Raw genomic sequence first — 12253 nt, 5'->3', positions numbered from 1 at the left:
TGGGAGGGGGACGTCCCACCTGGCCGTACTTCCCCCTACCCGACGAGACTCAGGACCTGCGGCCCCGTGCGCCCCACCCGCTGCCGATGCCCGCCAGGTGAAGCGCGAGCACCATGAGGCCGAGCAGCATGATGTTCGTCGAACTGAAGGTGTCGTTCGTCGATATGTCCGCGGCGTTGATGAGAAAGGAGATGAAGAACAGGACCGCGGAGATGATGGCGAGCATGGTGCCCGTCCCTTCGATTGTCTGAGGTAGTCACGCTGGGTACAACCCGCATGCCCCCAACTCCCCCATACATGTGGGGAGAACGTGTCGTTCGACCAGTCGGACATCGTTCGAAACCTCTTGACGTTCCCGTCCCACGCGATTGACACTCTCGCAACACGACGTCACACAGCCGAAACGGCAGGGTGCCCCCGCCGAGGCCCCGCCACGCCTCAGCAGGGAACACCACATGACGTACATCGCACGTCCGCGCACCCGCGCGAGACGCCGAGCGGGCCGCCTCGCCGCTCTGACCGCCGCGTCACTGCTCCTGGGCCTCGCCGCGCCCACGGTCTCCGCCCAGGCGGCGGACACCGCGGAAGTCACCGACGGACTGGCCCTCTGGTACAAGCTGGACGGCGCCTCGGGCAGTACCGTCACCGACGCCTCCGGCAACGGCCGCGACGGCACGGTGAACGGCACCGCCGACTGGTCGGACCCCGCGCGGGGACTCGCCTTCAACGGCTCCGACACCTACATCAAGGTGCCGAACGACATCATGAAGGGCATGGGCTCCATCACCGTCTCCACGGACGTGCTGATCGACTCCGCCCAGAGCACGCCGTACTTCCTCTACGGCTTCGGCAACTCCAGCGGCGGCACCGGCAACGGGTACCTGTTCGCCACCGGCAACTCCCTGCGCACCTCGATCGCGAGCGGCAACTGGTCGACCGAGCAGACCACGAAGCCCTCCGACTCGCACAACCTCACCCGCGCGGTGTGGAAGCAGCTCACCTACACCCAGACCGGCACCACCGGGGTCCTGTACGAGGACGGCGTCGAGATCGGCCGCAACACGGCGGTCACCATCGCGCCCGGTGCCATCGGCTCCGGCACCACCACCGCCAACTACATCGGCAAGTCGGTGTACTCCGGCGACAAGTTGTTCAAGGGCCGGATCCGCGACTTCCGCGTCTACGACCGGGCCCTCGCGTCCTCCGAGGTCGAGCAGCTCTCCCTGCCCGTCGCCACCGAGGGCGTCGCCGCCGACAAGGCCGCACTCGGCCTCGGCGACACCAGCGCCGTCACGGCCGACCTCGACCTGCCGACGACCGGCACGGCCGGCGGATCCGCCATCACCTGGGCCAGCGACAACCCGGACGTGGTGAGCGGCTCCGGCAAGGTGACCCGCCCCGCCGCCGGTGCACCGGACGGCCACGCCACGCTCACGGCGACCCTGAAGAAGGGCACCGTGACCGACACCAAGAGCTTCGACGTCACGGTCCTGCCGGACTTCGACGACGCCACGGCCACCGAGCGAGCCGCCCAGTCGCTCGCCGTCCACAACATCGACGACGTTCGCGGCAACCTCACCCTCCCGGCAACCGGCGAGTACGGCACCGCCGTCTCCTGGTCCTCCGCAGACGAGGACGTCATCGCGGCCGACGGCGTGGTCCACCGCCCCGCCCACGGCGACGGCGACGCCACCGTGAAGCTGACCGCCACCGTCACCAGGGGCGACGCGAAGGCCTCCCGCGCCTTCACCGCCAAGGTCCCCGAACTCCCCGCGAAACAGGCCCTCAAGGGCTACATGTTCAGCTACTTCACGGGCGAGGGCACCTCGGACGGCGAGCAGCTCTACGCCGCGCTCAGCAAGGGCGACGACCCCATGAAGTGGCGGGAGTTGAACGACGGCAAGCCGGTCCTGACCTCCACGCTCGGCGAGAAGGGCCTGCGCGACCCGTTCATCATCCGCTCCCCCGAGGGCGACAAGTTCTACCAGATCGCCACCGACCTGAGGATCTACGGCAACGGCGACTGGGACGCCTCGCAGCGCACCGGCAGCAAGTCCGTGATGGTCTGGGAGTCCACCGACCTGGTCCACTGGACGAACCAGCGGCTGGTCAAGGTCTCGCCCGACAGCGCGGGCAACACCTGGGCGCCGGAGGCGTACTACGACAGCAAGCTCGGCGAGTACGTCGTCTTCTGGGCGTCGAAGCTGTACGACAACGCGGCGCACTCCGGCGACACGTACAACCGCATGATGTACGCGACCACCCGTGACTTCTACACGTTCAGCGAGCCCAAGGTCTGGATCGACCGCGGCTACTCGGTCATCGACTCCACGATGATCCAGAACAACGGCACCTACTACCGGCTGTCGAAGGACGAGCGCAACAACAGCTCCTCGACGCCCAACAGCAAGTTCATCTTCGAGGAGAAGAGCGACTCGATCCTCAACCCGAACTGGACCGCCGTCGCGGAGGGCATCGGCAAGGGCGCGATGAACGCCGCCGAGGGGCCGCTGGTCTTCAAGTCGAACACCGAGGAGAAGTGGTACGCCTTCCTCGACGAGTTCGGGGGCCGCGGATACATCCCCTTCTGGACCACCGACCTCGATTCCGGCAACTGGACCCCGGTCGCCGACTACGACCTGCCGGCCAGGCCGCGCCACGGCACCGTCCTCCCGGTCACCCAGGCCGAGTACGACCGGCTGCTGCGCTCCTACCAGCCGGACCAGCTCGTCGAGAGCGTCGAGGGCATCTCCGTGAAGACGCGGATCGGCCAGGCGCCGGTCCTGCCGGCCACCGTGATCGCCACCTACGCCGACGGCGTCAAGCGTCCCGTCGCGGTCACCTGGGAGGACGTCCCGGCGTCGAAGTACGCCCAGGCGGGCACCTTCACGGTCACCGGCAGCCTGCCCGACGGCGCGGCGATCCTGGTCCAGGCCGTGGTCACCGTCTCGCAGGAGGGCCCCGACGTCCCGGCCGACCTGCTCCTGCACTACGGCTTCGACGAGACGGGCGGCAACATCGCGGTCGACTCCAGCGGCCACGGCTACCACGGCACCTATGCCGGTACGCCCGCCTTCGGCACCGGCGTGCAGGGCGGTTCCTTCAAGATGTCGGGAGACGCGACGGGCTCGCCGTACGTCAGGATCCCGAACGGTGTGCTGAAGAACGCCGACAGCGTGACGGTGTCGACGTACGCCAAGTGGAAGGGCGGCAGCAGCTTCCAGTGGCTGTTCGGGCTCGGCCCGGACAGCAACAAGTACCTGTTCGCCACGCCCTCCAACGGCGGCAACAGCCTCTACTCGGCCATCACGAAGGCGAGTTGGTCGGCGGAGTCGAAGCTGACGGCCGGCTCGCAGCTCACGCCCGGTGAGTGGCGGCATGTCACGGTCACCCTCGACGGGGCGACCGGCACGATGGTCCTCTATGTCGACGGCGTCGAGGCGGCCCGTGCGACGACCACCATCAAGCCGTCCGAGCTGTACGACGCGAACAAGGACTACAGCGGCTACATCGGCAGGTCGCTGTACACGGGCGACCCGGCCTTCGGCGGCGAGGTCGACGACTTCCGCATCTACGACCGGGCCCTGACGGCCGCGGAGGTCATGGAGCTCAGCGGCAACACCGCGGGCATCGCCAAGGCGACGCACCCGGCGCTCAAGGTCGACGCCATCGTCGACAACGCGGACAGCAAGGTCACGCTGCCGATGAAGGAGGGCACCAATCTCACCTCGCTGGCACCGGAGTTCACCCTCGCGCACGGCGCGGCGATCAGCCCCGCCTCCGGCAGCGTGCAGGACTTCAGCAAGCCGGTGACGTACGAGGTGACCGGGTCCGACGGCAAGAAGCGCACCTGGACGGTCTCGGCGCTGATCATGAGGAGCCCGGTCCTGCCGGGTCTCAACGCCGACCCGAACATCGTCCGCTTCGGAGACACCTTCTACATCTACCCGACCACCGACGGCTTCGAGGGCTGGAGCGGCACGCAGTTCAAGGCGTACTCCTCGACCGACCTGGTGCACTGGAAGGACCACGGCGTCATCCTCGACCTCGGTCCGGACATCTCGTGGGCGGACAGCAGGGCCTGGGCGCCGACGATCGCCGAGAAGGACGGGAAGTACTACTTCTACTTCTGTGCCGACGCCAACATCGGTGTCGCCGTGTCCGACTCGCCGACCGGCCCGTTCAAGGACGCGCTGGGCCACCCCCTGCTGACGGCGGGCCAGTTCAGCGGGCAGATGATCGACCCGGCCGTGTTCACCGACGACGACGGGCAGTCGTACCTCTACTGGGGCAACGGGCACGCCTACGTGGCCCCGCTGAACGACGACATGACGTCCCTCGACCTCACGAAGATGAAGGACATCACGCCCAGCGGCTACAACGAGGGCTCGTTCGTCATCAAGCGCCACGGCACCTACTACCTCATGTGGTCGGAGAACGACACCCGCGACGAGAACTACCGCGTCGCCTACGCCACCGGCCCCTCCCCGACCGGCCCCTGGACCAAGCGGGGCGTGATCCTGGAGAAGGACCTTTCACTCGGCATCAAGGGTCCCGGTCACCACTCGGTCGTCCAGGTGCCGGACACCGACGACTGGTACATCGCCTACCACCGGTTCGCCATGCCCGGCGGTGACGGCATGCACCGCGAAACGACCGTCGACAAGCTGGAGTTCGACGCCGACGGCCTGATCAAGAAGGTCGTGCCCACCCTGACCGGCGTCGAACCGGTGAGCATCGTGCACGCCGGCGAGGACGTCGGCGGGAAGGAGGGCGACGCGATCGCCCTGCACGGCACCCTCTCCGGTGCGGGCACCGCGAAGTGGACCGTCGAGGCCGGAGCGCCCTGCTCCTTCGCCGACCCCGGCTCGGCCGCGACGACGGTCACCTGCACCGACGACGGCACCTACACGGTCACCCTCACGGGCGGCCGCAGCCGGGACACGGCGACGGTGAAGGTGGCCAACGCGGCACCGGTCCTCGTCTCCGCCGCAGGTCCGCAGTCCCCGGTGGCAGTCGGCGGGCGCGCGGTCGTCACGGCCGGGTTCACCGACCCGGGCACGAGTGACACCCACACCTGCGTGGTCGACTGGAAGGACGGGAGCGCACCGCAGTCCGGCAAGGTGACCGCGTCCGGCTGCCGCGCCGAGCACTCCTACGCCAAGGCCGGGATCCGCCGTCCGGTGATCACCGTCACCGACGACGACGGCGCGGCGGACAGCAGGACGCTTCCCGAGCTGATCGTGTACGACCGCTCCGCCGGTCCCGCGCTCGGCGCCGGTGTCCTCGCCTCCCCGGCCGGCGCGTACCCCGCCAAGCCGGGCCTGACGGGCAAGGCCGCCTTCAGTTTCGCCGCGGCCTACCTGCCCGGAGTCGTGGCGCCGGTCGGTGAGGCCTCCCTCGACTTCGGACCGGCCGGTCTGAAGTTCCGTTCGACCGGCTCCGACTGGCTCGTGGTCACCGGCTCACAGGCCGTCTACCAGGGGTCCGGCACGGTCAACGGCAAGAGCGGATACGGCTTCCGCGTCACCGCCACGGATGCCCCGGACACCTTCCACCTCAGGATCTGGAAGAAGTCCGGCGGTGAGGTCGTCTACGACAACGCCACCGGCTCGAAGATCACCGGCATCATCTCGGTCGGCCGGAGCCGACGGTAGGACCGGCTCCACCCCGCATCGCCGAACCCCGCCGACAGAAACCTGGTCGGCGGGGTTCGGCATGGGCGGCCGTTCATGGACGTGGCCCATTAACCCGTGCGCAACCTCTTTCGCACAGAAGAGCGGCGTGGCATGCTCACCGCTCAACGCAGTTATGAACGTCGTTCACATCCATGAAAAGCACATGGGAAGGGCGAACGGACATGAGCAATGCGCACACGGGGCCCATGGGGCAATTGAATGTCATGGGCATGACGAGACGAACGCTGCTGGGAAGCGCCGTCGCGGTGGCGGCGGGCGTCGTCACGGCGCCGACCGCCCATGCGGGCGAAGTACCGACACTGTGGCGGGAGTTCACCCGCACCCCCTTCACTCATCCGCAGGTCCCGTACGTCGGACGCGCGGGGTGCCATGGCGGGGCCACACACCTTCCGCATCGCCGAGTCGTCGCCGACGTACGGCACTTCGGCGCCGTGGCGGACGGCACGACCGACTCCGCTCCCGCGATCAACCGTGCCATCGCCGCTGCCGGAAGGGCCGGCGGTGGCACGGTCATCATCCCGCCGGGCACGTTCCGCATCGACGACGTGATCCGCCTGGACCGCTCGAACGTGGTGCTCAAGGGCGCCGGCAGCGGTCGTACGACGTTGTACGCGACGAAGAACCTCACCGAGCTGATCGGGACGTACGGCTCCCGATACGGCGGGGACAAGTCGTCGTGGTCCTGGGCGGGCGGCCTCATCTGGCTGGCGCCCAGGGCCCGTTGGGAATCGCTCGTCGCCGCGATCAGGGCCAGGACGTGGCCGTTCGAGGGCTGGACGGGCAACCGGCGCGACGAGTGGCGGACGCTCACCGAGCTCGCCCCGGCACGACAGGGCTCCTGGACGGTGACGGCCGCCGACACCTCCTCACTGCGTCCCGGCGCCCTGGTCCTCCTCCGGCTCGCGGACGACGCGGACCACACCCTCCTTGAGCACATGTGCGGCGGCGGGCCCGGCCCCGAGGCCTACCTCTGGGACGACAAGACGAAGCTGACCTCGTACGTGCCCTACGAGTGGCCCGTCCGCATCACCCGCGTCCACGGCCGGAAGGTCACCCTGGAACGCCCGCTCCCGCTGGACCTGCGGCCCGAGTGGTCCCCACAACTGACCACTCATGTGCCGGAGTTGAGCGGGTCGGGCGTCGAGGGCCTGACCCTGGAGGCGCCCGACACCCCCCAGCAGCCGCATCTGCTGGACAAGGGTCACAACGGTGTCGTGCTGCAGTGCGCGTACGACTGCTGGGTGGACGATGTGACGGTCCGTCATGTCGACAACGGATTCGGCCTGGTGGCCGCCTCCGCGTGCACGTTGCGCCGGACGCGGGTGGCGGGCCGCGGCTCCCATCACCCCTACTTCTGCCGCGAGGGCTCGCACGACAACCTCGTCGAGGACTTCACGATCGAGGAGCGCACCAGCCCCGCGCCCGCGAACACCCAGCTTCACGGCATCAACGTCGAGGGGCTGTCGTCGTACAACGTCTGGTCGCGCGGTGACATGCGGATGGGCACCTTCGACAGCCATCGCGGCCTGCCCTTCGCCAATGTCCGCACCGACATCACCCTGAACAACAACGGCCGCCACGGCGGTGACGCGAGCGCGGGCCCCCTCTTCGGCGCCCGGTTCACGCACTGGAACGTCCGCGTCACCAACGGCCGCGCGGGCCTGGTGAAGATCGACGGCCTGGCGCCGTACTCCGCAACCGTCGGCGTCGACGAGGTCAGGGAGTTCGACCAGATCGACGTCCCCGACTTCACGGGCGAGCTGCACACGCGCCTCGAGCTGTACGGCAGTCCGGGCGCGGTGCGCCCACGGAACCTGTACGACGCCCAGCGCCGGCTGGGCGGAGTGGGCCGATGAGCGCGCGGTCGCGCCTGTGCGGCGCCCTTCTGACCGCCTTGGCCGCGCTCACCACCGGGCTCTGCGCACCGGCGGCGGCACACACCGCTCCCCCGCCGCACAGCACGGTCCTGGACGGGGCCCGTCTGCAGCAGACGCAAGCCCGGCTCCATCGGGGTGATCCTCAACTGCGGCGTGCGGTGAAGGCGTTGACCGCCCGCGCCGACAAGTGGCTGGACCAGGGTCCCTGGACCGTCGTCGACAAGCCGAGGCCCGCCCCCGGCGGCAATGTCCACGACTACCTCAGCCAGGCCCCGTACTGGTGGCCCTCCCAGAGCCCCACCGCCGACAACCCATGGGGCTGCCCGTACGTCCAGCGTGACGGCGAGCGCAATCCCGAGGTCGACTCCGGCACCGACCGTCAGGACGTCGAGAAGACCTTCGACTCCGCCTACGACCTCTCCCTGGCCTGGTACTACACCGGCGAAGGCCGGTACGCGCGCAAGGCCGGGCAGGTGCTGCGCACCTGGTTCCTCGACCCGGCCACCCGGATGAACCCCAACCTGGACCACGCCCAGTTCATCCCCTGCAAGTACGACGGCCGGGCCATCGGCATCATCGACTTCTCGCAGTCGTACACCAGCGTCCTCGACGCGCTCGCCCTCCTGGACACCGGCGCCCCCGGCTGGAGCAGGAAGGACCGCACCGGCATGGCCCGGTGGAACACCGACTTCCTCGGCTGGCTCAAGGACAGCGACTTCGGCAAGCAGGAGGGCGCCGCCGCCAACAACCACGGCACCTTCTACGACCTGCTGCTCGCCGGCCTCGCCTACGCGACCGGCGACGAGGCACTGGCCCGCCGGACGGTCCTGGACGCCCGGAGCAGGCGCATCGCACCGCAGATCGCGGCCGACGGAAGCCAGCCCCAGGAGCTGACCCGCACCCGCAGCTGGCACTACTCGACCTTCGACCTGGTCGCCTACGCCCGGCTCGCGGCCATCGGCCGGCACGTCGGGGTCGATCTGTGGGCGTACCGGGGCCCGGACGGGCAGAGCCTGTTCAAGGCGGTGGACTATCTGCTGCCCGCCGCGACCGGAGCCGCCGACTGGCCCCACCCGGAGCTGGAGTTCCTGCGGTACGCCGCGACCGACGTCGCGCACGCGGCCGCGGACGCGGGTGACGTACGGGCGCGGAAGGCCGTTCCGTCGCTGGAGTCGCCTCCGGGCGGCGACCTGTGGTCTCTGCGTCCGGCGGCGGAACAGCTGGACTCCATCGCGGGGTGAGGGCCGGCGTACCGTCGCAGCGGTCCAGGACGCATTGTTTGGGTCGCCAACTGACCGTTCAACAAACAACGGTTGGCGAACCGAGTCGAAATGCGCACAGGTAACCGAAGGCGTAGCGTGGAATGAAGGGGGTCATTGGCTGGCCGTGTTCCAGCCTCATGCACTCATTTCGACAGGAGGGAAACCTCATGAGGGTAAAAGGAATGCGTCTCGGGCCCTCTCGCTCCGCGCTCTGGCGGGCGCTCGTCATTCCGGCCGCAGCGGCCGTCGCGGTCCCCGCCCTGGCGACGGATGCCCAGGCCGCCCAGCGGACGGTGACGGGGAACGTCAGCATGCGGATCATGGACTATGAGGACTTCGGCCCGAACACCGTCTGCAACCGAGGGTTCTCGCTCACTCCACGCACCGTGACGAGCGAAACTGCCAAGAGAATCCACCTGGCGTCCCGGTGCGGCGGAGAGATAAGGGTCGAAGTTCACTACAGGCTTGCCGTCGATCCGAATGGCGTCATCCGCGTGACCGAGGGCCTCGTCGAGTTCTACGAGGGGGCCAGCGAGGACACCAGCGACCTGGACGGCGCCCAGACTTTCGCCAATATGATCCTCTTTCCGGGAGCAAGTGCTTCCAGGAATATCCACGTACAGAATTGGAGTGAGGGGCAGCCCGACGACAAAGCCGACGTGACACTCACCCTGCGCAACTGACGGTCGCGCCGCCCCGTTGTCACCCGCTCTTGCGGCCGACTCCCGCGTACACCCAGTACTCCGACGGGTTCTCCGGGAGTTCCTCGCCCTCGTCCGGGCGCCACAGCGGAACATGGACCAGGCCCGGTTCCGTCAGGTCGAACCCGGTGAAGAGGCCCCGGATCTCGTCGTAGGAGCGGGCGGTGACCGGTGAGGTGGCCCGGGAGCGGTACAGCTGGGTGACCGCGGCGGCCGTGTCGGGGCGGTCCTGGTTGGTGGCGTGGGACAGGGCCAGCCAGCTGCCCTCGGGCAGGGCGTCCCGGAAGGCGGCGACGACGCCGGCCGGATTCTCCTCGGGCGTGACGAAGTGCAGGATGGCGACCATGAGCACGGCGACCGGCTGACCGAAGTCGATCAACTCCCGTACCTGCGGCGAGGACAGGACGTCGGCCGGCCGCCGGATGTCGGCGTCGACGATGTCGGCGCGCGGGTTGTCGGAGAGCAGGGTGGTGCTGTGGGCGACGGCCACCGGGTCCTTGTCGACGTAGACCACCCGAGCCTCGGGGCTCGCCGCCTGGGCCACCTCGTGGACGTTGCCCTGCGTCGGGATCCCGGAGCCCAGGTCGATGAACTGGCGGACGCCGGCGTCGGTCAGGAAGCGCACGGCCCGCCCCAGGAAAGCTCGGTTGGCGCGGGCCAGCGCGCGCACCTGGGGGTCGATGGCCGTGACGGCCGCCACCGCCTCCCGGTCGATGGCGAAGTTGTGCTCTCCGCCCAGCAACGCGTCGTACATCCGGGCTACGCTCGCCTTGTCCGGATCGGTCCCTGGCGGCAGAGCATCCGTGTCGGTCACCAGAACGTCCTTTCCCACCAGGGCACTTGACGCCCCATCATATAGTTGCCCTGCGACGCCCGGCGGTCGATCGTGCCGCCGGGTACCCGGACCCCCACCCGGAAAGGCACTACGACCCTGCGGAACGAACCGCACCACCGCTCCGCCGACACCCCCACCGCCGTGCCCCAGCCCCGCCGTTCGGCCTTCTCCCCCGCGGCCGACGTCATCGGCTCGGAACTCGACCTGGGGCTGACCGGCAGCCATGTCGTGCACGCGCTGACGCCCGGCTTCTGCGACGCGGCGTCCCTGTATCTGCTGGAGCGGTGGCGGCGCGAGGAGACCACCTACGCCGGCGCGGACCCCGCGCAGATCGAGGCGCGCCGGCTGGCGCTGCGGGTGGGCACGGACGCGCCCGAGTCCTGGGACCGCACCCTGCCGGTCGGCGAGGTGCTCGTCTTCCCCCGGGAGACCCCGTACGCCCGCGCGCTGGTCGACGGGCACGCACAGTTGCTCGACTCCTTCGACGCCCATACGGCCGAGCGGCTCGCGGCCTCCGCCGGTGAGGACGCGCGCATCGGCGAGCTCCTCAGGACGCGCTCCTTCCTCGTGGCGCCGCTGCGGCTGCGGGGCGGGGCGATCGGCTTCGTCGCCTGCTCGCGCGGGCCGGACCGGGGGCCGTTCCTGACCGCGGAGATCGCCGCCGTGGAGTCGCTGGCCGCGCGGGCCGCCGTCGCCCTGGACAACGCGCGCCGCTACGAGCACGAGCGGCGCACCGCCCTGGCCATCCGGGGCAGCCTGCTGCCGGGCACGATCCAGGAGGTCGAGGGCTGCCGCATCGCCCACGGCTCCCTGCCCGCCGGGCAGGGCTCGATCATCGGCGGTGACTGGTTCGACGTGTTGAAACGGCCGAGCGACCGGGTCAGCCTGATCGTCGGGGACGCCATGGGCCACGGCCCGGAGTCCGCCGTGGCGATGATCCAGCTGCGTACCGCCGTACGCACGCTGGCCGGCCTGGACATCCCCGCGGCCGATCTCATACGACGGCTCGACGCGCTCGCCAGCGACACCCCGGGCGCGTCCTTCGCGACCTGCATCTACGCCGAGTGGGACCCCCGGAACCGCACCTGCACCCTCGTGGGCGCCGGTCACCCTCCCCCGCTCCTGCGCGGCCCGGACGGCCGGACCGCTCCGGTCCAACTGGTCGGCGCGGGCCTGCCGCTCGGCCTCGCCGCGGGCACGTACGAGCCGACCGTGCTGAGCATCGACGACCCGGCGCTGCTCGTGCTCTACAGCGACGGTCTGGTCGAGTCCCGGGACGCCGACATAGACCACGAGATCGCCCGCCTCGCCCAGGCGCTCGACGCGGCGACCGTCGACCACGACCCGCTCCCCGCGCTGTGCCAGCGGCTGCTGCTCGCCCCGTCCGATCCGGCCGGCGCGGACGACCGGACCCTGCTGCTCGCCGAACTCACTCCCGACAAAAGCTAGTTCGAAAGCTGGTTCAGGCCATCAGGTTCGCCCACACGGCGTTGCCGCCGGTGAGTCTGGAGCGGTCCACCCCCCAGGTGTCCGCGAGTTCCTCCACCAGGAACAGTCCGCGCCCGCCCTCGTCGTCGAGGCCCGCGCGACACCGGCGCAGAGTGGGACCCGAGCGGTCGTGGTCGTGCACCTCCAGCCGGAGGACCCCGTCGGTGACCAGTCCGATGCCGCACAGGATGCGCGCGCTGACGGTGTGGCACACGGCGTTGGTGGCCAGTTCGGACAGGAGCAGCACCGCGTCCGAGCACAGCTCGCCCGGCAGGCTCCAGGTCTTGAGCCGGGTGCCGACCGAGCGCCGGGCGACGCCGATGCTGGAGCGGTGCGCGGGAAGTTCGATCCAGTGGGTTCGTTCCTGGTCCACGGCGTCTAACAGCTGGGG

At 69.7% G+C, this 12253-nt stretch carries 8 protein-coding genes; 5 read left to right on the top strand and 3 right to left on the bottom strand.

Annotated features, from left to right (window positions below; all coding sequences use genetic code 11):
• Positions 1 to 49 precede the first annotated feature (49 nt).
• Positions 50 to 226 carry a hypothetical protein gene (locus tag ACGFWE_RS25060; protein ID WP_352389773.1) on the bottom strand — a complete coding sequence of 59 codons (177 nt, stop codon included), beginning with the start codon at positions 224 to 226 and terminating at the stop codon, positions 50 to 52.
• A gap of 229 nt (positions 227 to 455) precedes the next feature.
• Between ACGFWE_RS25060 and ACGFWE_RS25055 the strand changes: the two genes are divergently transcribed.
• The 4 genes from ACGFWE_RS25055 to ACGFWE_RS25040 all read left to right on the top strand — a co-directional run bounded on the left by ACGFWE_RS25055 (position 456) and on the right by ACGFWE_RS25040 (position 9521).
• Positions 456 to 5657, top strand: coding sequence for a family 43 glycosylhydrolase (locus ACGFWE_RS25055; RefSeq protein ID WP_393601828.1), 5202 nt, complete (start codon positions 456 to 458; stop codon positions 5655 to 5657).
• 245 nt (positions 5658 to 5902) lie between these two features.
• Positions 5903 to 7555: a glycosyl hydrolase family 28-related protein gene (locus ACGFWE_RS25050; RefSeq protein ID WP_393601991.1), complete on the top strand. Its 1653-nt coding sequence runs from the start codon at positions 5903 to 5905 to the stop codon at positions 7553 to 7555.
• On the top strand, positions 7552 to 8817 hold the full coding sequence (locus ACGFWE_RS25045) for an alginate lyase family protein (RefSeq protein ID WP_393601826.1): 1266 nt from the start codon (positions 7552 to 7554) through the stop codon (positions 8815 to 8817). The genes ACGFWE_RS25050 and ACGFWE_RS25045 overlap by 4 nt, the downstream gene beginning before the upstream one ends.
• Before the next feature lie 341 nt (positions 8818 to 9158).
• A complete protein-coding gene (locus ACGFWE_RS25040) occupies positions 9159 to 9521 on the top strand; it encodes a hypothetical protein (protein WP_393601824.1) in 363 nt (120 codons plus the stop codon).
• 19 nt (positions 9522 to 9540) lie between these two features.
• Here the strand turns inward: ACGFWE_RS25040 and ACGFWE_RS25035 are convergent, their stop codons facing one another.
• Positions 9541 to 10353, bottom strand: a complete 813-nt coding sequence (locus ACGFWE_RS25035; protein WP_352389777.1) for an SAM-dependent methyltransferase — start codon at positions 10351 to 10353, stop codon at positions 9541 to 9543.
• A gap of 162 nt (positions 10354 to 10515) precedes the next feature.
• On the opposite strand from ACGFWE_RS25035, the gene ACGFWE_RS25030 reads away from it, so the two are divergent.
• Positions 10516 to 11823 carry a PP2C family protein-serine/threonine phosphatase gene (locus ACGFWE_RS25030; protein WP_393601822.1) on the top strand — a complete coding sequence of 436 codons (1308 nt, stop codon included), beginning with the start codon at positions 10516 to 10518 and terminating at the stop codon, positions 11821 to 11823.
• Between the two features lie 13 nt (positions 11824 to 11836).
• Here ACGFWE_RS25030 and ACGFWE_RS25025 read toward each other — a convergent pair whose 3' ends face one another.
• On the bottom strand, positions 11837 to 12235 hold the full coding sequence (locus ACGFWE_RS25025; protein ID WP_352389778.1) for an ATP-binding protein: 399 nt from the start codon (positions 12233 to 12235) through the stop codon (positions 11837 to 11839).
• Positions 12236 to 12253 lie beyond the last annotated feature (18 nt).

The sequence above is a fragment of the Streptomyces sp. NPDC048523 genome (genome assembly GCF_043199815.1).
Lineage (GTDB): Bacteria > Actinomycetota > Actinomycetes > Streptomycetales > Streptomycetaceae > Streptomyces.
Note: the sequence above shows the minus strand (reverse complement) of the source record. Positions and strands in the feature narration are given on the sequence as shown.

Excerpts from the sequence above, each read along its gene's own strand:
- ACGFWE_RS25060 (WP_352389773.1), bottom strand. The coding sequence starts at position 226 with ATGCTCGCCATCATCTCCGCGGTCCTGTTCTTCATCTCCTTTCTCATC.
- ACGFWE_RS25055 (WP_393601828.1), top strand. The coding sequence starts at position 456 with ATGACGTACATCGCACGTCCGCGCACCCGCGCGAGACGCCGAGCGGGC.
- ACGFWE_RS25050 (WP_393601991.1), top strand. The coding sequence starts at position 5,903 with ATGGGCATGACGAGACGAACGCTGCTGGGAAGCGCCGTCGCGGTGGCG.
- ACGFWE_RS25045 (WP_393601826.1), top strand. The coding sequence starts at position 7,552 with ATGAGCGCGCGGTCGCGCCTGTGCGGCGCCCTTCTGACCGCCTTGGCC.
- ACGFWE_RS25040 (WP_393601824.1), top strand. The coding sequence starts at position 9,159 with ATGGACTATGAGGACTTCGGCCCGAACACCGTCTGCAACCGAGGGTTC.